Raw genomic sequence first — 25,371 nt, 5'->3', positions numbered from 1 at the left:
ATCATGCTCCTTGTGGTTTTTCTTGCAATGGCAGCCGCAGCTCGAAGCGCGCGCCGCCGCCGGCTTGATTATGCGCCGTCAGCTGGCCGTTCATGGCCTGCACGATGGACGACGAGATCGCCAGCCCCAGGCCCAGTCCCTTGCCGGACGGCTTGGTGGTGAAAAACGGTTCGAACAGATGCGCGGCCACCTGGTCCGGAATGCCGGCGCCGCTGTCGCTGATGCTGACCAGCGCACTGTCGCCATCGCGCGCCAGGCGGATGGCGACTTCGCGACGCTCGCCCGCCTCCACCGCATCGAGCGCGTTGCGCAACAGGTTGATCAGCACTTGCTCGATACGCACGCTGTCGCCAGTGACCTTCAGGCCGTCCGACGCGTCGATGTCCAGCCTGACGGCGTGACGGCGGAATTCGCTTTCCAGCAAAAACGCCGAGGCCCGCACCGAGGCCGCCAGATCGACCGGCGCCACCGTCTCATCCTTGCGCGCGAAACCCTTGAGCTGGCCGATGATGGCGCCCATGCGCGCGCTCGCTTCGCTGATGTGGCCAAGATTGCCCGCCACCTGCTCGCCCTGCCCGCGTTCCAGGAACACGCGGGCGTTTTCGGCAAAGGCGCGGATCGCCGCCAGCGGCTGGTTCAGTTCGTGCGTGATGCCGGTGGCCATCTGTCCCAGCATCGCCAGCTTGCCGGCCTGGACCAGTTCGTTTTGCGTGGAGCGCAGCAGGTGTTCGGTTTCCTGCAGCTTGGCGTATTTGCTTTCCAGATGCTGGTTGGTGGTGCGCAGTTGCTGCGTACGCTCGACGATCTTGTCGTCCAGTTCGGCAGCGGCTTTTTGCAGCGCGGCGCGCGATGCGCTGCGTTCCTCCAGGCGGCGCCGGCGCTGGTGCAAGGCCCAGCCGGACAGCCCGGCGCAGGCCAGCAGCAACGCGGCCGCCGACGCCCATTGCAGGCCGGTGCGCAACACCCGGGTCTGGCGCGGGAACAGCATCAGCTGCCAGCCCAACTGGCCGACCGCCTGCGTCACGAACAGGTCCGGGTGCCCGGCCAGCGGCGTGACCCGTTGTCCCATGTATTGCTGCGTATGCGCCAGCTGCCGCTCGGTGGCGGCGTCCAGCGGCTGCAGGCTGCGATAGATCCAGTCGGGACGGTTGCTGAGGAAGATCACGCCGCTGCGGTCGGCCAGCACGATGGCGTCGTCGCTGCTGCGCCAGGTGCGCTCGAAGTCGGCCAGGCTGATCTTCACCGCCACCACCCCGGTGACCGGGCCGCCGGCGCTGCCGTTGCGGTAGACCGGCTGGGCGATGAAGTAGCCGGCCTCGCTGGTGCTGGTGCCGATGCCGTAGAAGCGCCCCGCCCTGCCGTGCAGCGCGGCGTCGAAGTACGGGCGGTAGGAAAAATTTTTGCCGACAAAGCCCAGCGGCTGGTCCCAGTTGCTGGCGCCGATGGTCAGGCCGTCGCGGTCCATCACATAAATCGCGCCGACCTTGGCCTGTTGCTGGATGGTTTGCAGCGTGCTGTTGAGGCGGGTGATGGCCGGCGCGTGCGACGGATGCGCCAGCGCTTCGATCAGGTCCGGCTGGAAGCCCAGCACGAACGGCAGCGTCTCATATTTCTGCAACAGCGATTGCAGGTCCGGCGCCATCAGCTGAAGCTGGCGCTGGCCCTGATGCTGCAGTTCCGCGCGTGCGCGCCAGGTGCCCGCCAGATAAGAGCCGGCAATCACGCCCAGCGCGCACAGCAGTGCTAACAGCAGGAGCAGGGGGTTTTTGGCGCGCATACGCTGATTCTACTGCACCGTGCGGAGGCCGCCTTAATCCACCGCCGCCATGCGCATTTCGTCGTTGTGGTGGCGCTGCTGCTCTTCCATCACCAGCTGGCCCAGTTCGCGCTTGAGCGCGTTGAACTCGCTGGCGGACGGATCGCGCAGGCGCGGCAGGTCGACCATCATGTCGCGCTTGACGGTGCCGGGGCGGTAGGTCATCACGACGATGCGGTCGGCCAGGTAGATCGCCTCCTCGATGCTGTGGGTGACGAAGATGATGGTCTTTTTCAGCTCGGCCCAGATACGCAGCAATTCGTCCTGCAGGTTGCGGCGGGTGAGCGCGTCGAGCGCGCCGAACGGCTCGTCCATCAGCATGATGGGCGAATCGAGCGCCAGCACACGGGCGATGGCGACGCGCTGTCGCATGCCGCCGGACAGGTCTTTCGGGAAGCGGTGCTTGAAGTCGCTCAACGACAGCATGCCCAGCAGCTGGTCGACCTTGGCGGCAATCTCCGCTTGCGCCATGCCTTTGATTTCCAGGCCGAAGGCGATGTTCTTTTCCACCGTCATCCACGGGAACAGCGCGTATTCCTGGAACACCATGCCGCGCTCCGGGCCGGGGCCGGTCACCAGCTTGCTGTCGGCGGTGATGGTGCCGGACGATGGCAGCGAGAAGCCGGCGATCGCGTTCAGCAAGGTCGACTTGCCGCAGCCGGAAGGCCCCAGCAGGCAGACGAACTGGCCTTGCGGGATGTCGAGGTTGATGTCCTGCAGCGCGACGACGTCGCGCTCGGCGGTCTTGAAGACCTTGTTGACGCCTTGGACTTGGATATGGGTTGCGTTCATGTCAGTTCTCCAGGCCGCGATGCCAGCGCAGCAAATGATTGTTCAGTTTGTTCATGCCGACGTCGATGATCAGGCCCAGCATGCCGATGCTGATCATGCCGGCGATGATCTTGTCGGACCAGAAGTATTCGCGCGCCTCCAGGATGCGGAAGCCGAGGCCGTTGCTGACGGCGATCATCTCGGAAACGATGACGACGATGAAAGCGGTGCCGATGCCGATCCGCACACCGGACAGGATGTACGGCACCGCGGCCGGCAGCATGACGCGCACAAACATCGTGTGCTGGCTGACGCCGAGGTTGCGCGCGGCGCGGATATAGATGCCGTCGACCTGGCGCACGCCGGCGATGGTGTTGACCAACACCGGGAAGAAGGCGCCCAGCGCGATCAGGAACAAGGCCGGCGCATTGCCCAGGCCGAACCACAGGATGGCCAGCGGAATGTAGGCGATCGGCGGGATCGGGCGCAGCACCTGCATCAGCGGATTGAACCATGCGTAGATGCGCTTGCTCGATCCCATCAGCAGCCCCAGCGGCAACGCCAGGCCGGCGCCGATCGCGAAGCCGACCACCACGCGGTACATGCTGCCCAGGGTATCGCCCAGCAGCTCGCCGGACATCGCCCAGCTCAGCCACGAACCGGCGGCCGGGTCGTAGGCGGTCAGCGGCAGCAGGTATTCAAACCACTTCTGCACCACCGCCACCGGCGACGGCAGCACCTGCGGGTTGACCCAGCCGAGCATGGCGCTGGCTTGCCACAGCGCGACAATGATGATGGGCACGACGGCGCCCGAGGCGGTTTCCCGCCAGTTTTGCTTGTTCATGATGCGTGTCTCCGTTTATTGAACGCGGTTACTGAATGCTCAGGCTCTTCTTGGCCGCTTCCAGCAGGTCGGTCTTGACCCAGTCCCTGGCCACCGGCGGCGTGCGCATCTTGCCGGTACCGTGCTTGGCCATGACATCGGTGGTGACCTGGATGTGCTCGGTAGTGATGTCGTAGGTGTACGGCGAGTTGCTGATGGCGTCCTCGAAATCGTCCTTGGTGATCTGGTTTTTGAACAGCACTTCGCGCACGTATTTCTCGGCCACGGCCTGGTTGTCGATGAACAGCTTGGTCGCCTGCACAAAGCAGGTCATGAACTTGGCGGCCGTGGCGCGGCGCTCCTTGTAGAACTTCTCGCTCATCACCATGGTGCGGACCGGTGCGCCGATCGGCGTGTCGTACGGCTTCATCACCTCGACGCCGAAGCCCTTGTTGATCGCCTGCGACGACTGCGGTTCGCTTTGCATGATGGCGTCGATATTCTTGCCCATCAGTGCCTGGTTCAGATCGGCGAACGCCAGGAACACCAGCTGCACGTCCTTGCCCGGCTGGTCGGACGAAGTCAGGCCGGCCTGCGCCAGTTCGGCGATCAGCAGCACTTCATGAATGCCGCCGCGCGTGACGCCGACTTTCTTGCCTTTCAAATCCTTGATCGACTTGATGTTGCCGTCGGGACGGGCGACCAGCCGGGCGCCGCCCTTGGCGAAGCCGGCCACGACGTAGATCGGCGCGCCGTTGGCGCGGCCGGAAATCGCCGCTTCGGACGCGGTGGCGCCAACGTCCAGCTCGCCGGCCAGGATGGCCTGCATGACATCCGGCCCCTTGGCGAAGACGTGCTCCTCGACCTTGATGCCGCACTTCGGCGCGATTTCCTTGATGTACGAAACGGCGCCGTAGTGGGCGAATTTGAGGTTGCCGAGGCGGACCACTTCCTGGGCCTGCGCGCCCGAGGCGGCGGCCAGGGCGATGGCGGCGGTCAGCGATAACAGACGGAACTTGGACATGCGTGTCTCCTTTGTGGTTGTAGTTACCGGAGACATTGCAGCTTCCGTGCCAAGCTTCTGGCACGGGTCAAGTCATTGATTCTTAAGGAATCGCGAAATTCCGATCAGGCGGAATCAGGCGGAAGTCCGCATGCGCGGGAACGCGCTTATGCGGATTTCCGCTCAGCTGCACAGGCCGAAGGCCTTGCGTTCGGGGAAGTAGCGGTAGGTGAAGGTGCGCATCGGGTACTTCTTCAGCGCGATCTCGAACGCCGGCGGCGTGACGTCGAAACGTTCCGGCAGCTTGTCCTTGACGCGCAGGCGCACGCGCCAGATGGTCTCGTCGCCGGTGGCGCCGGCGATCAGCATGTCGGGCACCTTGGGGATTTCTTCGACGATTTCCGGGCGCGAGGTGGTGGTGCGCTGGTAGAACGACACCAGCTCGGCCTTGGCCAGCACCGGCCCCTTGGGCGCGGCGACGTTGTAGTCGCGGGTCTGGAACAGCGCGCGCTCGCCGCGCGGCACGATGTAGACGAAGGTGAATTCGGCGCCGCCGTCCGGCAGCGTGACCGGCGGCGTGGTGGAGACGCTGATTCCGCGCGGCAGGTCGAAGCGCGAGCCCTCCTGCCAGGCCTTGCATTCGGGCGTGGCCGCCAGGTACAGGTTGGCGGGCGTGTACGAGTCGCCGCAGGCGCTCAGCAGCAGCGGCAAAACGAGGAGTGCGGGATAACGCAGGCGCATGGAATTGGGCTTCTTGAAATTCGAAGCCCGTAGTTTACTCTGAAATAGGAATAGCCTGATGCTGATCTAAGTCAACGCCGTTTTGAAAGACCGCTCTAGATTGAAGGGCCTGCGAACAGGAGAATCATCATGTCGAGTACGCTATTGGAAGACGAAGTGAAACTTGCGCAGGCAGCGCGCTATTTAAATGTCACGCCCCGGTATCTTCTACATCTGCTGGAGCAGCGTCGGCTAACGCTCGATAGTCTGACCATGTACAAGGAAGAGCGGCAAAAAATCTCTCAGCAAGCGCTCCAGAAACTCGTGGATCAAGCTCAGGAGCTGAATATGGGGTATTGATGGCAACGAATCGATATGTAGCGGTGCTGGACGCCTACGTGCTTACCCCGCTCCACTACGCGATCTGCTGCTCAGCCTGGCCTCCGCCGGCATCTATCAAGCACGTTGGACCCGCATGATCCAAGATGAATGGATCCATAACCTTCTGCTGCGCAGGCCCGATCTTCAGCCTGAAGCGCTGGCCCGCACTGCGGTGCTGATGAACGAGGCGATTGAAGACAGCTTGATCGAGAATTTTGAACACCTGATTGACTCGATGACGCTACCGGATCCCGGCGACCGTCATGTTCTTGCAGCTGCGGTCGCCAGTCAATCAGACGCCATTGTCACATTTAATATCAAAGACTTTGCCTCTGTTCCTGGTGTCGATGTATGGCACCCAGACGACTTTTTGGTATCCCGATATGCTTACGATGCGATTGGCACGCTGAACTCCATCAGCGCGCTGCGGCAGCGATTAAAAAATCCGCCCAAGACGGCACATCAACTAATAGCGACATACGAGCGACAGGGGCTGCCCCTGTTCAGTCGATTTTTGCAGAAAAAAATCGACCTCATCTAGCAAAAAAGGCCGCATCGCTGCGGCCCCTTCCTAGCTGGTTACCACATGATGACGCGGTCTTTAGGCGCCAGATACATCTTGTCGCCCGGCTTGACGCCGAAGGCGTCGTAGAAGCCCGGCTGGTTGCGCATGGTGCCGTTGGCGCGGAACTGGCCCGGCGAGTGCGGGTCGGTCTTGATCTGCACGATCTGCTGCGCTTCACGCATCTTCATGCGCCACACTTGCGCGAAGCCCATGTAGAAGCGCTGGTCGCCCGTCAAGCCGTCGATCACCGGCGCTTTCTTGCCCTTCAGCGACAGCTTGTAGGCCTTGTACGCGATGGCGACGCCGCTGTTGTCGGCGATGTTCTCGCCCAGGGTCAGCTCGCCGTTGACGTGGTAACCGGGCAGCGGGCTGAACTGGTTGTACTGCTCGACCAGCATCTTGGTCTTGGCCGCGAAGTTCTTGTGGTCCGCGGCGGTCCACCAGTCGCGCAAGTTGCCGTCGCCGTCGTACTGGGCGCCCTGGTCGTCGAAGCCGTGGCTGATTTCGTGGCCGATCACGCCGCCGATGGCGCCGTAGTTGACCGCGTCATCCGCGTCGGCGTTGAAGAACGGCGCCTGCAGGATCGCCGCCGGGAACACGATCTCGTTCATTTCCGGGTTGTAGTAGGCGTTGATGGTCTGCGGCGTCATGCCCCACTCTTCGCGGTCGATCGGCTTGCCCAGCTTGTTCAATTCCTTGTTGTAGTCGAACTGGCGCGAGCGGATCACGTTGCCAACCAGGTCGTCCTTGCTGACGGTCAGCTTGGCGTAGTCGCGCCACTTGTTCGGATAGCCGATCTTGGTGGTGAACTTGGCCAGCTTGGCTTGCGCCTGCTTCTTGGTGACCGGGCTCATCCAGTCCAGCTTGTCGATGCTGGTCTTGTACGAGGCCAGCAGGTTTTTCACCAGCGCTTCCATGCGGGCTTTGCGTTCGGCCGGGAAGTGCGCCTCGACGTACAGCTTGCCGACCGCTTCGCCCAGCGCGCCTTCGGTGACGGTGACGCCGCGTTTCCAGCGTGGACGCTGCTCGGTCACGCCGCTCAGCACGGTGCCGTAGAAGGCGAAGTTTTCATCGACGAAGGCCTTGCTCAGGTAAGGCGCATTCGCGCGCACCAGCTGCCAGTTGAAGTAAGCCTTGATGGTGTCCAGCGGCGTGCTTTGCAGCAGCGCGGTCATGCCCTTGAGGTAGCTCGGCTGGCTGACGATCACGTAGCTGACCTTGCCCGCGACGCCGGTGTCGGCCAGGTAGGCGTTCCAGTCGTAGCCCGGCGCCACGTCGCCCAGCTTGGCGATGTCGACCTTGTTGTAGGCCTTGACCGGGTCGCGCAGTTCGACCTTGGTCCACTGCAGCTTGGCCAGTTCCGTTTCGAAGGCGACGATGGCTTTCGCGGTGGCGGCGGCCTTGGCGTCTCCCGCCAGGGTCAGCATCTTGGCGACGTGCAGCTCATACTTGGCCAGCGCGTCGGCCAGCTTGGCGTCGTCGGCTTTCAGGTAGTAGTCGCGGTCGGGCAGGCCCAGGCCGTCCTGGTACAGGTCGGCCACGTATTTGGTCGAATCCTTGTTGTCCTGGTGGATGCCGTAGTTGTACGGCGCGCTCACGCCGATCTGGTTGAAGTGCGAGATCAGCGCCGGCAGTTGTTTCTTGTCGCTGATGGCGGCGATCCTGGCCAGTTCCGCGTTCAGCGGGGTCAGGCCCAGTTGTTCCAGCCTGGCTTCATCCATGAAGCTGGCGTAGAAGTCGCCGATGCGCTGGGCTTCCGGACCGCCGGCCTTGTTCGAGGCGGCGCCTTCGATGATGGCGCGCAGTTGCGGCTGGATGTCGTCGCGCAGTTTTGCGAAGCTGCCCCAGCTGGCTTTGTCGGCCGGGATTTCCGTGGTGGCCAGCCATTTGCCGTTCATGTGGGTAAACAGGTCGTCCTGGGCGCGTACCGCAGGGTCGACGTATTCGACGGCAATGCCGGATGCCAGCTTGCTGCTTGCTACTTTTGCGCTGGCCGGGGCGACACTTTTGGTGTTGTCGGCGGCGCCGGCAAAGCCCGCGATCAGGCTCAGGGTCAATGCACTTAACAGATGACGTTTCACGAGGTTTATCCTTCTTAATGAGAAAAACATGAAAGGCCCAATCGCTCAATTGGACCATATCGCTTTATATCACAGCGTCACCACATGATGACGCGGTCTTTGGGCGCCAGATACATCTTGTCGCCCGGCTTGACGCCGAAAGCCTGGTAGTAGCCAGGCTGGTTGCGCACCGTGCCGTTGGCGCGGAACTGGTCCGGCGAATGCGGATCGGTTTTCAGGGCGACGATTTGCTGCGCTTCGCGGATCTTGCTGCGCCAGACCTGGCCAAAACCCATGTAGAAGCGCTGCTCGCCGGTCAGGCCGTCGATCACCGGCGCCGGCCGGCCGCCCAGCGAGATCCGGTAGGCCTTGTAGGCGATCGCCGCGCCGCTGTTGTCGGCGATGTTCTCGCCCAGGGTCAGCTCGCCGTTGACGAAGTAGCCCTTGACCGGGCTATAGCCGTTGTACTGCTTGACCAGCATCCTGGTCTTGGCCGCGAAGTTCTTGTGGTCGGCCTTGGTCCACCAGTCGCGCAGGTTGCCGTCGCCGTCGTACTGCGCGCCCTGGTCGTCGAAGCCGTGGCTGATCTCGTGGCCGATCACGGCGCCGATGCCGCCGTAGTTGGCCGCGTCGTCGGCGTTGGCGTCAAAGAACGGCGGTTGCAAAATCGCGGCCGGGAACACGATCTCGTTCAGCTCCGGGTTGTAATAGGCGTTGACGGTTTGCGGCGTCATGCCCCATTCGTCACGGTCGATCGGCTTGCCCAGCTTGTTCAATTCCTTCTCGTATTCGAAGGCGTGCGAACGGTGGATATTGCCGACCAGGTCGTCCTTCGCCACCGCCAGCTTCGCATAGTCGCGCCACTTGTCCGGATAGCCGATCTTGGTGGTGAACTTGGCCAGCTTGGCTTGCGCCTGCAACTTGGTTTCCGGGCTCATCCAGTCCAGCGTGTCGATGCTTTGCTTGAACGCTTCCAGCAGGTTCTTGACCAGCGCTTCCATGCGCGCCTTGCGCTCGGCCGGGAAGTGCTGCTCGACGTACAGCTTGCCCAGGCTCTCGCCCAGCGCGCCGTCGGTGGCGTTGACCGCGCGCTTCCAGCGCGGCTGCTGTTCCTTGATGCCGCTGAGCACGGTGCTGTAGAAGGCGAAGTTTTCCAGCGCGAAGTCCTGGTTCAGGTAGGCCGCGTTGGCATGGATCAGCTGCCACTGGAAGTAAGCCTTCCAGGTCGCCAGCGGCGTCCTGGCCAGCAGCTTGTCGACGCCGGTGATGAAGCTCGGCTGGCTGACGATGACGTAGTCGACCTTGCCGGCGATGCCGGTGTCCCGCAGCCAGGTGCCCCAGTCGTAGCCGGGCGCCAGCTTGGACAACCGGTCCAGCGGCACCTTGTTGTAAGCCTTGAGCGGATCGCGCAACTGCACCTTGGTCCACTGGATTTTCGCGATCTCGGTTTCCAGCGCGACGATGGCCTTGGCGTCCGCCGCGGCGTTGGCATTGCCGGCCAGCGTCAGCATGCTGGCGACGTGCCGCTGGTACTTGGCCAGCGTGTCGGCCATCTTCTTGTCGGTCTTCCTCAGGTAGTAGTCGCGGTCCGGCAGGCTCAGGCCGTCCTGCACCAGGTCGGCCACATACCTGGTCGAATCCTTGTTGTCCTGGTGGATGCCGAAGGCGTAGGGCGTGGTCACGCCGTAGCGGTTGAAGTGGGCGATCAGCGCCGGGATCTCTTGCTTGTCCTGCAGCGCCGCAACGCGGTCCAGCTCGGCCTTCAGTGGTGTCAGGCGCAGTTCTTCCAGCTTGGCCTCGTCCATGTAGCTGGCGAAGAAGTCGCCGATGCGCTGGGCGTCGGTGCCGGCCGCCTTGTTCGGGTTGGCGGCGGCCGCTTCGATGATGGCGCGCAGCTGCGGCTTGGTGTCGTCGTCCAGTTTTTCAAACGAGCCCCAGCTGGACTTGTCCGACGGGATCTCGGTATTGGCCAGCCACTTGCCGTTCAGGTTGACGAAGAAGTCGTCCTGCGGACGCACGCTGGCGTCGATATTGGCCAGGTCCACGCCCGGGTTTTTTGTCTCGGCCTGGACGCCGGCCGAGGCCAGCAGCGCCAGCATCAGCGCGCTTAACAGATGTGCTTTCAAGTCTATCTCTCCGATTTGTATAGCCAAGTCTCAGAACAATAGCAAAAAGGCCACACAGGGTGGCCTTTTTATGAAAATTAAACGCTTACCAGATGATGACGCGCTGTTCCGGCGCAACATACATCCTGTCGCCCGGCTTGACGCCGAAGGCGTCGTAGAAGCCCGGCTGGTTGCCCAGCGTGCCGTTGGTGCGGAACTGGCCCGGCGAATGCGGGTCGGTCTTGATCAGCAGGATCTGCTGTTCGTCGCGCGTCTTGCTGCGCCATACCTGGCCCCAGCCCATGAAGAAGCGCTGGTCGCCCGTCAGGCCGTCGATCACCGGCGCTTCCTTGCCGCCCAGCGACAGCTTGTAGGCCTTGTAGGCGATCGCCGCGCCGCTGTTGTCGGCGATGTTCTCGCCCAGGGTCAGCTCGCCGTTGACGTGGTAGCCCGGCAGCGGGCTGTAGCCGTTGTATTGCTTGACCAGCGCGTCGGTCTTGGTCTTGAAGTTGGCGCGGTCCTGCTTGGTCCACCAGTCGCGCAGGTTGCCGTCGCCGTCGGACTGGCTGCCGCCGTCGTCGAAGCCGTGGCTGATTTCGTGGCCGATCACGGCGCCGATGGCGCCGTAGTTGACGGCGTCGTCGGCCTTGGCGTCAAAGAACGGCGGCTGCAGGATCGCGGCCGGGAACACGATCTCGTTCATCGTCGAGTTGTAGTAGGCGTTGATGGTCTGCGGCGTCATGCCCCACTCTTCGCGGTCGATCGGCTTGCCCAGCTTGTTGATCATGCGCTGGTGCGCGTAGCTCTCGGCGCGCAGCACGTTGCCGACCAGGTCGCCCTTGAGGATGGCCAGCGCCGAGTAGTCGCGCCATTTGTTCGGATAGCCGATCTTCGGCGTGAACTTGGCCAGCTTGGCTTGCGCTTCCTTCTTGGTTTCCGGGCTCATCCAGTCGAGGTTGTCGATGCTGGTCTTGTACGAGGCCAGCACGTTCTTGACCAGCTCGTCCATGCGCGCCTTGCGCTCGGGCGGGAAGTACTGCGCCACGTACAGCTTGCCCAGCACTTCGCCCAGCGAGCGCTCTTCCAGCGCCACCGCCTGCTTCCAGCGTGGCGGCTTGACGGCCACGCCGGTCAGCACGGTGCTGTAGAAATCGAAATGGGCGTCGGCAAACGCCTTCGACAGATACGGCGAGGCGCTGCGCAGCAGCTGCCATTCGAAATAGGCTTTCCAGGTCGTCAGGTCGGTCTTGTCCAGCGCGGCGTTGAAGCCGGTCAGGTAGCTCGGCTGGTTGACGATGACGTAGTCGGCCTTGTTGGCGATGCCGGCGGCGGCCAGCGCGTGGCCCCAGTCGTAGCCCGGCGCCAGCTCGGACAGCTTGCCGATCGGGGTCTTGTTGTAGCGCTTGACCGGGTCGCGGTTCTGCACCTTGGTCCATTGCGCCTCGGCCAGCGCGGTTTCCAGCGCGACGATGGCCTTGGCGTTGCCGCCCGGGTTCTTGTCGCCGGCCAAGGTCAGGATCCTGGTGATGTGTGCTTCGTACTTGGCCAGCGCGGCGGCCATCTTGGCGTCGTCTTTTTTCAGGTAGTAGTCGCGGTCCGGCAGGCCCAGGCCGCTCTGGCCGATATACACCGCGTACCTGGTCGATTCGCGCGCATCCTGGCGCACCGACACGCTGTACGGCGTGGCGACGCCGATCTTCGACAAGCGCGCCACCAGCAGCGGGAAGCCCTTCTTGTCCTTGATCGCGCGGATGGCGTTGAGTTCGCCGGTCAGCGGCTTGATGCCCAGCGATTCCAGCTTTTGCTCGTCCATGAAGCTGGCGTACAGGTCGCCGATTTTCTGGGCGTCGCTGCCGGCCTTGCGGGTCTTGTCGGCTTCGGCCGCCTCGATGATGCCGCGCAGTTCAGGCAGCACGTCGTCGCGCAGCTTGGCGAAGGTGCCCCAGCTGGATTTTTCGGCCGGGATCTCGGTGTTCTTCAGCCAGCCGCCGTTCAGGTGGACAAAGAAATCATCCTGCGGACGCACGCTGGCGTCGATGTAGTTGACGTCGATGCCGGAAACGGGCGCGGTGTCGGCGGCGCCGGCATAGGCGGTCATCAGGCTCAGGGCCAGTGTGGTCAGCAGAATACGTTTCAAGGCATGTCCTTTGGGTTAGAACCTGGTTTCGTTATAGGCGCGGATCTCGCGCAAATATTCTACCGTCAGCCCTGCCCGCAAACTGGCCTGAGACTAAATTTTTACTTTACGATACACAACTTAGCCGCCGCCGCCCGGCAGGTTGATGCTGGCGCCGCCGGCGCCCACGCCGATGCCGCCCGCGCCGCCGCCCATGCCGCCCCGGCCCCCCTTGCCGCCGCGGTGCTCGCCGCCGCCCTCTTCCTTGCGTTCGGGGCGCGCGCTGCCGCCGTTGTCCGGCACGCGCAGCAGCTGTTCGCTGACCAGGTTGACGACGATCTGGCGCTGGCTTTCGCTCAAGGCATCGTTGACGGTCAGCCACCATTCGCGCAGCAGCTTCTCCTCATTGGCGCTGGCGGTGGTTTCTTCGTCAACGGCCTTGGCCAGGTCGCGCAGTTCGACATTGGCGCCCTGCGTGCCGGCCTGGGTGGCGGCCTGCAGGCGGTCGCGGCGGGCTTTGCGGTCGCGCAGCACGGTGCGGGTCTTGCTCTCGACCTGCTGCCACAGCGTTTGCTGGTTGGCGTTCAGGTTCAGCGATTTTTTCAACTCCGCCGCCATCGGCAGAAAGTCTTCGGCGCGCATCTCCATCACCGGCAGCGCAAACGCCGGCGCCAATAGCGCCGACAGGGCCAGCGCGGCGCTGACGCGGCGCAAGGCGGACGAAGAAGGAAGTGACAAAAATCGCATGTATGCTCCATAGATAAAAAAAAGCCTGCGCTTGGGGCGCAGGCAAAAAACCACTTCAGGGTAGAGAGAAATACGAGTTCAGTTTAGGACGCGAAATCGGCCGTTACAGAACTTCTTACAATTACTTACTGACGTGAACGTGAGGGATACACTGCATACAAAACAGCAAACTTGGCCTTTCACCAAGCGGGCTCTGGTGCGCTTTAAAAGTCAACGGCGAGCGTTGTAAAACCTCGTAAAGGTATAAATCATTTCGTGACGGCTACTACGTTTGCCGGAAATCAGGTTTATACTCAACTCATGCATGCTGCGGGGCCGCAGCGGCTATTGGAATATCGCTTCGACAGGTGAAACATGGGCAAGAAACTAAAGAATTCCGGATTGATCGGACTCGGCGTCGTCGCCGGCATCGCTGTCTCCCTGCAGTTTTCCGCCATGGCGCAAAAACCGGTGGACCCGCCGCTGCCGCTGGAAGAGCTGCGCCAGCTGGCCGACGTGTTCGGCCTGATCAAGTCCGACTACGTCGAACCGGTCGAAGACAAGAAGCTGCTGACGGAAGCCATTTCCGGCATGGTGGCCTCGCTCGACCCGCATTCCGCCTACCTGGACAAGAAAGCCTACGCCGAGCTGCGCGAGGGTTCGCAGGGCAAGTTCGTCGGCCTCGGCATCGAGATCGGCCAGAGCGAGGACGGCTACATCAAGATCGTGGCGCCGATCGAAGACTCGCCGGCCTGGCGCGCCGGCATCAAGGCGGGCGACCTGATCAGCCGCCTCGACAGCACGCCGGTCAAGGGCATGACGCTGGACGAATCGGTCAAGAAAATGCGCGGCGAGCCGCACAGCAAGGTCAGCCTGACGGTGCTGCGCAAGGGCGAGGCCGAGCCGCTGGTGTTCAACATCACGCGCGAGGAAATCCACCAGAAGAGCGTCAAGGGCAAGCTGATCGAGCCGGGCTACGCCTGGCTGCGCATCTCGCAGTTCCAGGAGCCGACCGTCGATGACATGGCCGCCAAGATTGTCGAACTGTACAAGCAGGACCCGAACATCAAGGGCCTGGTGCTGGACCTGCGCAACGACCCGGGCGGCGTGCTGCAGGGCGCGATCGGCGTCGCCGCCGCCTTCCTGCCCAAGGATGCGGCCATCGTCTCGACCAACGGCCAGCTGCCGGACCAGAAGCAGATCTTCTACGGCCGTCCCGAATACTATGCGCTGCGCAACGAGAGCGACGCGCTGGCCAAGCTGCCGTCCGCCGTCAAGCAGGTCAAGATGGTGGTGCTGGTCAATACCGGTTCCGCCTCGGCCTCGGAAATCGTCGCCGGCGCGCTGCAGGACTACAAGCGCGCCGACATCATCGGCTCGCAAACCTTCGGCAAGGGCTCGGTGCAGACCATCCGCCAGCTGACGGCCGACACCGCCGTCAAGCTGACCACGGCGCGCTACTACACACCGAACGGCCGCTCGATCCAGGCCAAGGGCATCACGCCGGACGTGCCGGTGGATGAAAACGCCGACGGCGACGGCCTGAACGCGCTGCGCACCCGCGAGGCCGACCTGGACAAGCACCTGTCCAACGACCGCGACCAGGAAGGCGCCAAGAGCAAGCGCGACGAGCTGGAAGAGCAGCTGCGCATCGTGGCGCTGGAAAAGAAACGCAAGCCGCTGGAATACGGCAGCACCGAGGACTTCCAGCTGTCGCAGGCGCTGAACCACCTGAAGGGCTTGCCGGTCCAGCTGGCCAAGCCGGAAACCACGGTGGTGCAGGTGGATGCGGCCCTGAAGAAGGATTTGGCCAAGAAATAACTCTATTTTTTGTAGCGGACACAGCGGCGCCCTAGGGCGCCGCTTCTATTTCGCGCTTTATTTTCGCCTAACGTGTACGCATTGTGTAGAATTTGCCTCATTACTGGCGCCAGCCATTGCTTAATTTGAAAGTTTAATCATGAAACAAGCCGTCATCAGCGGTACCGGCCTCTATACGCCGACGCAATCGATCTCCAACGAAGAGCTGGTCGAGTGCTTCAACGCCTACGCCGAACAGTTCAACGCCGACCACGCCGCCGCCATCGCGGAAGGCACTGTCACGGCGCTGGAAATGTCGAGCGTGGCCTTCATCGAAAAAGCTTCCGGCATCAAGTCGCGCTACGTGATGGAAAAAACCGGCATCCTCGATCCGCAGCGCATGGTGTCGCGCATCCCCGAGCGCGCCGACGAGGAGTTGTCGCTGCAGGCGGAAATCTGCGTCGCCGCCGCCCGGCAGGCGATGGACCGCGCCGGCCGCACGGCCGCCGATATCGACATGGTGCTGGTGGCCTGCTCCAACATGCAGCGCGGCTACCCGGCGATGGCGGTCGAGGTGCAAGACGCGCTGGGCATCGAGGGCTACGGCTTCGACATGAACGTGGCCTGCTCGTCGGCCACCTTCGGCATCCAGCAGGCGGTGGCGGCGGTGCAAAGCGGCCAGGCGCGCGCGGTGCTGGTGCTCAATCCTGAAATCACCAGCGGCCACCTGAACTGGCGCGACCGCGACAGCCACTTCATCTTCGGCGACGCCTGCACCGCGATGATCATCGAAGCGGCCGACACGGCCAAGGGTTCGCACCGCTGGGAAATCCTGGAGACCAAGCTGAAGACCAGCTTCTCCAACAACATCCGCAACAACTTCGGTTTCCTCAACCGCTTCGACGAAGCGGGCGTCGGCCAGCCGGACAAGCTGTTCCGCCAGCAGGGCCGCAAGGTGTTCAAGGACGTGTGCCCGATGGCCGCCGAAATGATCAAGACCACCATCGCCGGCGCCGGCCTGGAAGTGCCACAGGTCAGCCGCTACTGGCTGCACCAGGCCAACCTGAACATGAACCTGCTGATCAGCCGCATGGTGCTGGGCCGCGACGCCGAGCCGGGCGAAGCGCCGGTGATCCTGGACGAATACGCCAACACCTCGTCGGCCGGCTCGATCATCGCCTTCCACAAGCATTCCGCCGACCTGGCCGCCGGCCAGCTGGGCGTGATCTGCTCCTTCGGCGCCGGCTATTCGATCGGCTGCGTGGTGGTGCGCCGCATCTAGGCGAAGTGCGCGCCTAGCTCCCGCTCGACGGCCGCGTATGCGGCCGTTGTTGCGTCCGGGCCGGCGGCGGTGGGCTGCACCGACAGGAAGCGGAGGTTCTTCAGGCCGATCGTGGCGAGGATGGCGCGCAGGTAGGGTTCGAGGAAGTCGGGCTGGCGGGCGCGCTCGCCGTTGCGGTAGCCGCCGGAGCTGACGGCGACAACCACCGGCCGGTCGGCCAAGGTGCCGATCTTGCCTTCCGGCGTGGCGTCGAAGGTGACGCCGATCCGCACCACGTGGTCGATCCACGCCTTCAGCACCGACGGCACTGTGAAGTTGTGCATGGGCGTGCCGATCACCACGTAATCGGCCTGCCGCAGCTCGGCGATCAGCAAATCCGACCACGCCAGCGACGACAGGCCCTGCGCCTGCGGCGCACCGCCGGCCGAGCGGCCCAGGGCGCTGGCATACTGGCCGTCCACGTGCGGCAGCGGTTCCGCCGACAAATCGCGCGACATGACCTGCGCCGCCGGATGCTGCGCCAGCAGCCGCTCGATTACGCGCCGCGACAGTTGGTGGCTGACCGAGCCGCCGCCGCGCGGGCTGGTGGTGATGTGCAAAATCTTCATGCCGCTTCCTTGAGCAGTTTACCGAACCGCAGGGCGCCCGGCAGCAGGCCCTCGCGGAAGTAGAAACGCTGCGCCAGCCCGTTCGTCAGGCCGGTATCCAGCACCAGCTTGACGCAATCCGCCTGTTCCGCATAGCCGCTCAGGCGCTCCAGCAGCTGCGCCCCCCAGCGCCGGCTGCGGTGCTTCTCGCCGGAGACCAGGTCGTCGACATACAGGAACTTCCCGTACACCAGGCTCTCCTGCAGCCGGTAGCCGGCCAGCGCCACCACCTCGCCATGCTCCCATGCGGCCAGGATGCGGTAGCCCTGCTCGCGCTGGCGCGTCACTTGCGCCACAAAATCGTCTTCGCTGTCCAGATGCGGACGCAGCTCCTTCATCACCGGGTAGCAGGCGCGCAGCTGCTCTGCGGTTTGCACATCGCGCAAGGCGGTGCCGTGCAGTTTGTCGTTCATGGTCGGTCCTTTCAAAACGCCATCGTAGGACAGTGATGGCATAATCCATAGAGCCATAAAATGACATCCAGAGCAGGCCATAATGACCAAACCCGATTTCCTCCAGCTCGACGCCGGCGCCGCCGAGCCGCTGTACCGCCAGATCTACACCCGGTTCCGCAATGCGATCGCGGAGGGCCTGCTGCGGCCCGGCGCCCGCATTCCCGCCGCCCGCGCGCTGGCGCTGGAACTGGGCCTGGCGCGCGGCACGGTGGAATCGGCCTATGCGCTGCTGACGGCCGAAGGCTACGTCGAGACGCGCGGCCAGGCCGGCACCATCGTCACGCCGGCGCTGGTGACGCATGCTGCGGTGGCTACGGTTGCGCCGCAGCCGGACCCGGTGCGCGCGCTGGCCGGCTCGCCCACCTCGTCCAGCCGCCCGTTCCAAATGGGGCTGCCGGCGCTGGACGCCTTCCCGCGCAAGGTCTGGGCGCGGCTGGCGGCGCGCGCCGTGCGCGCCACCCAGGCCGAGGACATGGTCTACCCGCCCTACGGCGGCGTGCCCGAGCTGCGCACCGCCATCGCCACCTACCTGCAGCTGTCGCGCGGGATCAGCTGCGCGCCGTCGCAGGTGTTCGTCACCAGCGGCTACCGCAACACGATGGAGCTGATCACCCGCGCCCTGCTCCAGCCGGGCGACGGCGTGTGGGTCGAGGATCCCGGCTATCCGCCCACCGGCGCGCTGCTGACGGAAGCCGGCATGAAGACGGTGCCGGTGGCGGTCGATGCCGACGGCCTGGTGGTCTCGCACGGCATCGCCAGCGCGCCCGGCGCCCGCGCCGCCGTGGTCACGCCCGCGCATCAAAGCCCGCTGTGCGTCTCGCTGTCGCTGCCGCGCCGCCTGGCGCTGCTGGAGTGGGCGGCGCAGGCCAAGGCCTGGATCGTCGAGGACGACTACGACGGCGAATACCGCTACGTCAGCCGCCCGCTGCCGGCGCTGCAAAGCCTGGACCGCGATGGCCGCGTGCTGTATGCCGGCACCTTCAGCAAGGTGCTGATGCCGGCGGCGCGGCTGGCCTACCTGGTGGTGCCGGAGGCGCAGGTCGAGCGCTTCGAATACATCAGCCAGACCTTCGCCGGCAGCGGCCCGACGCTGATGCAGCACATCGTCAGCGATTTCATGAACGAGGGCCATTTCGCGCGCCACATCCAGCGCATGCGGCGCCTGTACGCCGAACGCAGGCGGATCGCCGCCGACGCCCTGACCGACGTGCTGGGCCGGCACTTCCACATCGATCCGCAGCCCGGCGGCATGCACATGGTGCTGCGCATGGAGGGCCGCCACACCGACCGGGCGCTGGCCGCGCGCATGCAGCAGGACGGCATGGCCGCGCATGCGCTGTCGGCTTTCACGGTGCTGCCGGATGCGGCGTCCGGGCTGCTGCTGAGCTTTACCAATATCGGCACGCCGGAGCAGGCGCGCGAACTGGGCCGGCGCATCCTCAGCTTGCTCTAAGCCTGCCCGCGCGCGAGTGTGCTACGCTAAGGCTCCTCCACCACCCTTCTCAGGAGCCCCGCACGCATGCCCCACAATATCAGCCTGATCACCACTATCGCCGCCGCACTGGGCTTCGGCCTCCTGTTCGGCTATCTTGCAACGCGCCTCAAACTACCGGCGCTGGTGGGCTATCTCGCTGCGGGCATCATCATCGGACCTGCAACGCCGGGCTTTGTGGCCGATACGGCGCTGGCCGGCCAGCTGGCGGAAATCGGCGTGATGCTGATGATGTTCGGCGTCGGCCTGCACTTCTCGCTTGACGATCTATGGCAGGTGCGCAAAGTCGCGCTGCCCGGCGCCATCCTGCAGATCGCCGTCGCCACGGCGCTCGGCATGGCGCTGGCCCACTTCTGGGGCTGGAGCATCGGCGGCGGGCTGGTATTCGGCCTGGCGCTGTCCGTGGCCAGCACGGTGGTGCTGCTGCGGGCGCTGGAAGAGCGCGGGATACTCGATAGCTTCAACGGCCGCATCGCGGTCGGCTGGCTGGTGGTCGAAGACCTGGTCACCGTGCTGGTGCTGGTGCTGCTGCCGGCGCTGGCCGGTTCGCTGGGCGGCGTGGCCGTCGACAGCCACGGCGCGCCGGTCGCCGCCGGCGACGTCAACCTGTGGGCCACGCTGGCCATCACGCTGGGCCAGGTCGGCGCCTTCATCGCGCTGATGCTGGTGGTCGGCCGCAAGCTGTTCCCGTGGATCCTGTGGCAGGTGGCGCGCACCGGCTCGCGTGAGCTGTTCACGCTGTGCGTGATCGCCGCCGCCGTCGGCATCGCCTACGCTTCCACCCACTACTTCGGCGTGTCGTTCGCGCTGGGTTCCTTCTTTGCCGGCATGGTGCTGCGCGAATCCGAACTGGCGCACCGCGCCGCCGAGGAATCGCTGCCGCTGCGCGACGCGTTCGCAGTGCTGTTCTTCGTCTCGGTGGGCATGCTGTTCGAGCCGGCCATCATCGTCGAGCAGCCGCTCAAGCTGCTGGCCGTGGTGGCGATTATCGTGGTCGGAAAATCGGTCGCGGCCTTCCTGCTGGTGCTGGTGCTGCGCTACCCGGCCAAGACGGCGCTGATGGTGTCGGCCAGCCTGGCGCAGATCGGCGAGTTTTCATTCATCCTGGCGGCGCTGGGATTGTCGCTCGGCCTGATGCCGGCCGAAGGCCAAAGCCTGATACTGGCCGGCGCGATCATCTCGATCGCGCTCAACCCGGTGGTGTTCAAGGTCACCGCCCCGCTGGAGCGCTGGTTCGGCAAGAACCAGTCGCTGGCGGCCAGGTTCGAGCGCCCGGCCGATCCGCTGGCGGAACTGCCGATGTCGGTGCCGCATGAGCACCTGAGGGGGCAAGTGGTGCTGGTCGGTTACGGCCGCGTGGGCCGCCGCATCGCCGAGGTACTGACGAAACACGGCATCCCGTTCGTGGTGGCGGAACAGAACCGCGAAGTGGTCGACCAGCTGCGCAAGGATGGCGTGCATGCTGTGGCCGGCAATGCGGGCGAGCCGGCGGTGCTGATCCAGGCGCACATCGCGCACGCCAGCATGCTGGTGATCGCGACGCCGGACACCTTCCACGTGCGGGCGATGATCGAGACCGCGCGCGCGCTCAATCCGAACATCAAAACCGTGGTGCGCACGCACAGCGATGCGGAAGCCGAGCTGCTGCGCTCGGAGCGCGCCGGCCAGATCTTCATGGGCGAGCAGGAGCTGGCCAAGGGCATGACGGAATACGTGCTGGCCAATGTCGGCAAGGACAAAAGCCAGCACGCGCACTAGCGCTACAGGCTGACCGCCAGCTCCGCGCCTTCCTTGATGGCGCGCTTGGCGTCCAGTTCCGCCGCCAGCGCGGCGCCGCCGATCTTGTGGAAGCGCGGCCACCGGGCATGCGCTTTCACTTCCTCTTCCGACGGCATCAACTCCGTCAGGCTGTCCTGGCCCGCGCAGACCACCACGTTATCCACCGACAGCAAGCGCTGCTCGCCGCCGACGGTGATGTGCAGGCCCTGGTCGTCGATGCGGTCGTACTGTACGCCGGCCAGCATCACCACGCCGTTGCGCGCCAATACCGCGCGGTGCACCCAGCCCGAAGTCTTGCCCAAGCCGGCGCCCAGCTTGGAGGTCTTGCGCTGCAGCAGATACAGCTGGCGCACCGGTTCCGGATCCGACGCCGGCACCAGGCCGCCCGGCGTATCGCCCTTCATGCTCACGCCCCACTCCTTGGCCCAGACATCCAGCGCCAGCGGCAGCGGATGCTTGGGATCGTGCAGCAGGAATTCGCCGACGTCGAAGCCGATGCCGCCGGCGCCGATGATGGCCACGCGCTTGCCCACCGGCGCCTTGTTCTGCAGGACGTCGATATACGACAGCACTTTCGGATGATCGATGCCGTCGATCGGCGGCTTGCGCACCTTGATGCCGGTGGCGACGATGACGTCGTCATAGCCTTCCGCGATCAGCTGCTCGCGCGTCACGCGCACGCCCAGCCTGAGCTTCACGCCGGTCAGTTCCAGCTGGCGGCGGAAGTAGCGGATGGTCTCGGCGAATTCTTCCTTGCCCGGGATCTGCATGGCGATCTTGAACTGGCCGCCGACGCTGTCGCTGGAATCGAACAGCGTCACATCGTGGCCGCATTCCGCCGCCACCGTCGCCGCCGACAACCCGGCCGGGCCGGCACCCACCACCGCCACGCGGCGCGGCTTGACGGCCGGCTTGTAGACCAGCTCCGTCTCATGGCAGGCGCGCGGATTCACCAGGCAGCTGGCGCGCTTGTTGGAGAAAGTGTGATCCAGGCAGGCCTGGTTGCAGCCGATGCAGGTGTTGATCTCGTCGGCACGGCCTTGCGCGGCCTTGACCACGAAATGCGAATCGGCCAGGAACGGCCGCGCCATCGAGATCATGTCGGCGTCGCCGCGCTGCAAAATGCCTTCCGCTTCGGCCGGCATGTTGATGCGGTTGGACGCCACCACCGGTATCGTCACTTCCAGACGCAGGCGTCCCGCCAGGCTGGCGAAGGCGCCGCGCGGCACCGAGGTGACGATGGTCGGCACCCGCGCTTCATGCCAGCCGTAGCCGGTATTCAGGATCGATACGCCGGCCTGCTGCAGTGCCTTGGCCACGGCCACCACGTCTTCCCAGGTATTGCCGCCATCGACCAGGTCCAGCAGCGAGTGGCGGTACATGATAATGAAATCGCTGCCCACTTCCGCGCGGATGCGCTTGATGATCTCCACCGGCAGGCGCATGCGGTTCTCGATGCTGCCGCCCCAGCGGTCGGTGCGCAGGTTGGTGCGCGCGCACAGGAACTGGTTGAGCAGGTAGCCTTCGCTGCCCATCACCTCGATGCCGTCGTAGCCGGCGTCACGCGCCAGCTTCGCGCAGCGCGCGTAGTCGCGGATGGTCGCCTCGATGCCGGCCTCGGTCAGCGCGCGCGGCTTGAACGGCGAGATCGGCGATTTCTTCTCCGACGCCGACACCACGAAGGGCTGGTAACCATAGCGGCCCGAGTGCAGGATCTGCATCAGGATCTTGCCGCCCTCTTCATGCACGGCGCTGGTGACGCGGCGGTGATTGAGCACGTCGCCCTTGAAGTTGAGCGTACCTCCAAAGGGGAGCAGCCATCCCGAGCGGTTGGGAGAGATACCGCCGGTGACAATCAAACCCACGCCTCCGCGCGCGCGTTCACGATAGAATGCGGCGAGTTTGCCGTAATTGTAGAAGCGGTCCTCAAGACCGGTGTGCATGGATCCCATGACGACGCGGTTGCGCAGCGTCGTGAAGCCAAGATCGAGTGGGGCCAGCAGGTGTGGGTATGGTGAAGTTGTCATTATGGTTTTTAGAGTCAGACCTTGGGTGGGGCGTCACGATGCCCGCATTAAAACTGAATTCTCTAGACCTGGGCTTCTAAAGTCCCCGCCCCTGCGCTTGAATTTTGTAACCGGAGGGTGCTTCTCTTGTATTCTGCCACCCTTTCCCTTACGCTGGAAAGATGATGCGATTCCTTCTGTTTTTGTTGTTAGGTGTGACCGCCCAAGTGGGGTTGGCGCAAGCACCTAGGCTTGAATTGCCCAAGCTGGAGGTGTCCGTCAACCGCGTCAATCTCGATGCGGTGCACATGTACGAAGTGGACGCCACCGGCACGGTGGCGGCGCCACTGCCGAAGGTATGGCGCATCCTGACCAGCTACGAGCGCATGGCCGAATTCGTGCCGGATATGGAGTCGTGCAAGATCCTGTCGCGCAACGGCAATGAAGTCATCCTCGAACAATTCGGCGTCGCCCGCTTTTTGTTCATGTCCAAGACCATCCACCTGATCGTGCGCGCCACCGAGCAGCCGATGTCATCGATCGACATCGCGCTGATTTCGGGCGATATGAAGCACTATGAGTCGCATTGGGAATTGATCCCGGTGCCCGAGACGGGCGGCACCAAGATCGTCTACAGCGGCAAGATGATACCGAACTTCTACGTGCCCGGCATCCTCGGATCGAAGATGATACGCAGCGATATCGAGCGCATGATGAACGCCGTGCTGACGCGCATCGACCGCCGCGACGAGCCCAGGGTGGAAGCTATTCCGAAGTGAGCCCGGCCCCCACACAAATGAAGCAGCTTCAGGCTAAATAAGTGTCGCGGTCGCGTAGCTCGGCGAAGTTTTCCAGGCTGCCGATCTTGACCAGCACCGGATTCAGACTCAGTTTGCTCTGCATCGCGCGCCAGGCGAACTGCCACTCGTGTTCCTGCGCTTCGGCCGCGGTCTTGGTGAAGGCCGCGCCCAAGGCCGCGCGGGTGCCGTATTCGACGGCGCCGTCGATCCCGGCCCAGCTGGGCAGCGTGCGCTGCACCGCGCGGTGCAGGCGCTCGCCGAATTCCTCGGTGTTGTGGATGATCAGGCAGCTGTCGGCGTTGAACAGCTCGAACAGCTTGCGGTCCCACACCTGCGAGAAGCTCAGCGTCAGGCAGCTGGAGGCGGGCGTCAGGATGAATTGTCCCTGGGTCAGCGCCAGTTCCAGGTCTTCGCGCACGCCGTAGCGGTGCAGGGTCGGAGGGCGTTGGTAGTCGTGCATGATGGTACTCAATCTTTACAAGTTATTTAAGCGGGCGGCGCACATGACGATGTGAACGCATCGACGCCGAGGCGATGAAAATCTCGCGCAGCAGGTAGCAGAAGCTGCCGATCAACGCCATCATCGCCACGACGAACATGCCGGCGATGTACTTATCCAGCGAAATATTCGTGATATCGCCCAGGAACAGCATCGCGATCACCAGGCAAATCAGCAGCCCGCAGGCGGTCGACAAGGTGATCGAAGCGTTGATCAGGTGCGATCTTCGGTATAGCACATCCAGTTCGTTCAGATAGACATCGCTGTAGCCGATGTCCAGCCTGTCCTCCAGCACCCGCGAACGGTCGATGATGCGCGCCAGGCGGTTGGTCAGCACCATCAGGTTGGTGCACACGCCGGTCAGCAGGAAGACTGGCGCGATGGCCAGCTGGATGATGTGGCCGATATCGCCGATCTGAATATTCATGGATGCGCTAGACAGGTTGTTACTCAAGCCATAGTGTAGCAGCCCGCGCCGCCGCCGGGCCGAATCCCGGACTGCGGCGCGTGGTCTTTATGCAAACGTGCGGGTCCGCTTGAACTGTTCGGTGGCCGCCACCAGCGCGCGCGAGATGCCTTTTTCCATCGCGCCGTGACCGGCGTCCGGGATCATGTTCATCACCGCGCCCGGCCAGGCCTGCTGCAGGCGCCAGGCCGATACCGGCGGGCAGATCACGTCGTAGCGGCCCTGCACGATCACCGCCGGCAGGTGGGCGATGCGGCCCATGTCGCGGATCAGCTGGTCGTCGCCGAAGAAGCCCAGGTTGGCCATGTAATGCGATTCCAGGCGGCCGACGCCCAGGTCCAGCGCGTCCGACGGCGGATCTTCCGCCTGCGGCAGCAGGAACACGCGGCGGCCCTCGAAACGGCTCCAGGCGCGCACCGCCGGCCAGTGCACGGCCGGATCGTCGCTCATGATGCGGCTCACATAGGCTTGCAGCAGGTTGCCGCGCTCCGCTTCCGGTATCGGCGCGATGAATTCGGCGTGCACCTCGGGATGGAACCACTTGGCGCCGTCCAGGAACCAGTCGATTTCCGCTTGCGTGCACAGGAAGATGCCGCGCAGGACGAAACCGAGGCAGCGCTCCGGGTGCGCCTGGCCGTAGGCCAGCGCCAGCGTCGAACCCCAGGAGCCGCCGAACACCAGCCACTGCCCGATACCGAACAGGTCGCGCAGGCGCTCGATATCGTCGACCAGCAGCTGGGTGGTGTTGTTGCGGCACTCGCCCAGCGGCAGCGACTTGCCGGCGCCGCGCTGGTCGAACAGGATCACGCGGTACTGGTCGGGATCGAAGAAGCGGCGGTGCTGCGGCGACAGGCCGGCGCCGGGGCCGCCGTGCAGGAAGATCACCGGGATGCCGTTCGGATTGCCGACTTCTTCCCAGTAGATGGTGTGCAGGTCGTCGACCGCCAGCATGCCGTGCCGGGTCGGTGCGATGGGCGGGAACAGGGGAGAAGAGGAGTCGAACATGGCTATCCTTTGAGCATCGATAGCAGATTGTACGAAAAAAAAGCCAGGATCGCG

General features: G+C 64.1%; 22 protein-coding genes. 7 read left to right on the top strand and 15 right to left on the bottom strand.

Going from position 1 to position 25,371, the window contains the following annotated elements; genetic code table 11:
- Position 1: 1 nt before the first annotated feature.
- The 5 genes from ACEN9F_RS19610 to ACEN9F_RS19590 form a co-directional block, all read right to left on the bottom strand.
- Positions 2 to 1,777: a sensor histidine kinase gene (locus ACEN9F_RS19610; protein WP_413422477.1), complete on the bottom strand. Its 1,776-nt coding sequence runs from the start codon at positions 1,775 to 1,777 to the stop codon at positions 2 to 4.
- A 33-nt stretch (positions 1,778 to 1,810) separates the two neighbouring features.
- A complete protein-coding gene (locus ACEN9F_RS19605; RefSeq protein ID WP_413422475.1) occupies positions 1,811 to 2,608 on the bottom strand; it encodes an ABC transporter ATP-binding protein in 798 nt (265 codons plus the stop codon).
- A gap of 1 nt (position 2,609) precedes the next feature.
- Positions 2,610 to 3,431 (bottom strand): ABC transporter permease, encoded by an 822-nt coding sequence (locus tag ACEN9F_RS19600; protein ID WP_413422473.1) that lies wholly within the window; start codon positions 3,429 to 3,431, stop codon positions 2,610 to 2,612.
- Between the two features lie 28 nt (positions 3,432 to 3,459).
- On the bottom strand, positions 3,460 to 4,434 hold the full coding sequence (locus ACEN9F_RS19595) for an ABC transporter substrate-binding protein (RefSeq protein WP_413422471.1): 975 nt from the start codon (positions 4,432 to 4,434) through the stop codon (positions 3,460 to 3,462).
- A 162-nt stretch (positions 4,435 to 4,596) separates the two neighbouring features.
- Positions 4,597 to 5,154 (bottom strand): hypothetical protein, encoded by a 558-nt coding sequence (locus ACEN9F_RS19590; RefSeq protein WP_413422469.1) that lies wholly within the window; start codon positions 5,152 to 5,154, stop codon positions 4,597 to 4,599.
- 129 nt (positions 5,155 to 5,283) lie between these two features.
- On the opposite strand from ACEN9F_RS19590, the gene ACEN9F_RS19585 reads away from it, so the two are divergent.
- On the top strand, positions 5,284 to 5,493 hold the full coding sequence (locus tag ACEN9F_RS19585; RefSeq protein WP_413422467.1) for a hypothetical protein: 210 nt from the start codon (positions 5,284 to 5,286) through the stop codon (positions 5,491 to 5,493).
- A 115-nt stretch (positions 5,494 to 5,608) separates the two neighbouring features.
- Entirely contained in the window at positions 5,609 to 6,055 is a 447-nt protein-coding gene (locus tag ACEN9F_RS19580; protein ID WP_413422465.1) for a PIN domain-containing protein, read from the top strand.
- 38 nt (positions 6,056 to 6,093) lie between these two features.
- Here ACEN9F_RS19580 and ACEN9F_RS19575 read toward each other — a convergent pair whose 3' ends face one another.
- The 4 genes from ACEN9F_RS19575 to ACEN9F_RS19560 form a co-directional block, all read right to left on the bottom strand.
- Positions 6,094 to 8,190, bottom strand: coding sequence for a M13 family metallopeptidase (locus ACEN9F_RS19575; RefSeq protein WP_413422463.1), 2,097 nt, complete (start codon positions 8,188 to 8,190; stop codon positions 6,094 to 6,096).
- A gap of 47 nt (positions 8,191 to 8,237) precedes the next feature.
- Positions 8,238 to 10,238 (bottom strand): M13 family metallopeptidase, encoded by a 2,001-nt coding sequence (locus ACEN9F_RS19570; RefSeq protein WP_413427113.1) that lies wholly within the window; start codon positions 10,236 to 10,238, stop codon positions 8,238 to 8,240.
- 112 nt (positions 10,239 to 10,350) lie between these two features.
- Positions 10,351 to 12,342, bottom strand: a complete 1,992-nt coding sequence (locus ACEN9F_RS19565) for a M13 family metallopeptidase (protein ID WP_413427111.1) — start codon at positions 12,340 to 12,342, stop codon at positions 10,351 to 10,353.
- A gap of 159 nt (positions 12,343 to 12,501) precedes the next feature.
- On the bottom strand, positions 12,502 to 13,107 hold the full coding sequence (locus tag ACEN9F_RS19560) for a hypothetical protein (RefSeq protein ID WP_413422462.1): 606 nt from the start codon (positions 13,105 to 13,107) through the stop codon (positions 12,502 to 12,504).
- Between the two features lie 354 nt (positions 13,108 to 13,461).
- Here ACEN9F_RS19560 and ACEN9F_RS19555 point away from each other — a divergent pair, with 354 nt between their 5' ends.
- Positions 13,462 to 14,907 (top strand): S41 family peptidase, encoded by a 1,446-nt coding sequence (locus tag ACEN9F_RS19555; protein WP_413422460.1) that lies wholly within the window; start codon positions 13,462 to 13,464, stop codon positions 14,905 to 14,907.
- A gap of 139 nt (positions 14,908 to 15,046) precedes the next feature.
- Positions 15,047 to 16,168 (top strand): beta-ketoacyl-ACP synthase III, encoded by a 1,122-nt coding sequence (locus tag ACEN9F_RS19550; RefSeq protein ID WP_413422458.1) that lies wholly within the window; start codon positions 15,047 to 15,049, stop codon positions 16,166 to 16,168.
- Here the strand turns inward: ACEN9F_RS19550 and ACEN9F_RS19545 are convergent.
- Both ACEN9F_RS19545 and ACEN9F_RS19540 read right to left on the bottom strand, forming a co-directional pair.
- Entirely contained in the window at positions 16,165 to 16,776 is a 612-nt protein-coding gene (locus tag ACEN9F_RS19545; RefSeq protein WP_413422456.1) for an FMN-dependent NADH-azoreductase, read from the bottom strand. The genes ACEN9F_RS19550 and ACEN9F_RS19545 overlap by 4 nt on opposite strands.
- Complete coding sequence (locus ACEN9F_RS19540) at positions 16,773 to 17,228, bottom strand: GNAT family N-acetyltransferase (RefSeq protein ID WP_413422454.1); 456 nt, start codon at positions 17,226 to 17,228, stop codon at positions 16,773 to 16,775. The genes ACEN9F_RS19545 and ACEN9F_RS19540 overlap by 4 nt, the downstream gene beginning before the upstream one ends.
- A gap of 82 nt (positions 17,229 to 17,310) precedes the next feature.
- On the opposite strand from ACEN9F_RS19540, the gene ACEN9F_RS19535 reads away from it, so the two are divergent.
- Positions 17,311 to 18,723, top strand: coding sequence for a PLP-dependent aminotransferase family protein (locus tag ACEN9F_RS19535; protein ID WP_413422452.1), 1,413 nt, complete (start codon positions 17,311 to 17,313; stop codon positions 18,721 to 18,723).
- Between the two features lie 66 nt (positions 18,724 to 18,789).
- The gene (gene ybaL, locus ACEN9F_RS19530; protein ID WP_413422450.1) at positions 18,790 to 20,520 is read left to right on the top strand and encodes a YbaL family putative K(+) efflux transporter; all 1,731 of its coding nucleotides are present in this window, start codon (positions 18,790 to 18,792) and stop codon (positions 20,518 to 20,520) included.
- Positions 20,521 to 20,522: 2 nt separating this feature from the next.
- Here ybaL and ACEN9F_RS19525 read toward each other — a convergent pair whose 3' ends face one another.
- Positions 20,523 to 22,568, bottom strand: a complete 2,046-nt coding sequence (locus tag ACEN9F_RS19525) for an FAD-dependent oxidoreductase (protein WP_413422448.1) — start codon at positions 22,566 to 22,568, stop codon at positions 20,523 to 20,525.
- A 161-nt stretch (positions 22,569 to 22,729) separates the two neighbouring features.
- On the opposite strand from ACEN9F_RS19525, the gene ACEN9F_RS19520 reads away from it, so the two are divergent.
- Positions 22,730 to 23,326: an SRPBCC family protein gene (locus ACEN9F_RS19520; RefSeq protein WP_413422446.1), complete on the top strand. Its 597-nt coding sequence runs from the start codon at positions 22,730 to 22,732 to the stop codon at positions 23,324 to 23,326.
- A 28-nt stretch (positions 23,327 to 23,354) separates the two neighbouring features.
- On the opposite strand, the gene ACEN9F_RS19515 is transcribed toward ACEN9F_RS19520, so the two are convergent.
- From ACEN9F_RS19515 to pip, 3 genes are all read right to left on the bottom strand, one after another.
- A complete protein-coding gene (locus ACEN9F_RS19515; RefSeq protein WP_413422444.1) occupies positions 23,355 to 23,807 on the bottom strand; it encodes a hypothetical protein in 453 nt (150 codons plus the stop codon).
- A 22-nt stretch (positions 23,808 to 23,829) separates the two neighbouring features.
- Positions 23,830 to 24,273, bottom strand: a complete 444-nt coding sequence (locus ACEN9F_RS19510; protein ID WP_413422442.1) for a DUF2721 domain-containing protein — start codon at positions 24,271 to 24,273, stop codon at positions 23,830 to 23,832.
- Between the two features lie 87 nt (positions 24,274 to 24,360).
- On the bottom strand, positions 24,361 to 25,317 hold the full coding sequence (gene pip / locus ACEN9F_RS19505; RefSeq protein WP_413422440.1) for a prolyl aminopeptidase: 957 nt from the start codon (positions 25,315 to 25,317) through the stop codon (positions 24,361 to 24,363).
- Positions 25,318 to 25,371 lie beyond the last annotated feature (54 nt).

Source organism: Duganella sp. CT11-25, from assembly GCF_047302815.1.
Taxonomy (GTDB): domain Bacteria; phylum Pseudomonadota; class Gammaproteobacteria; order Burkholderiales; family Burkholderiaceae_D; genus Rugamonas.
Note: the sequence above shows the minus strand (reverse complement) of the source record. Positions and strands in the feature narration are given on the sequence as shown.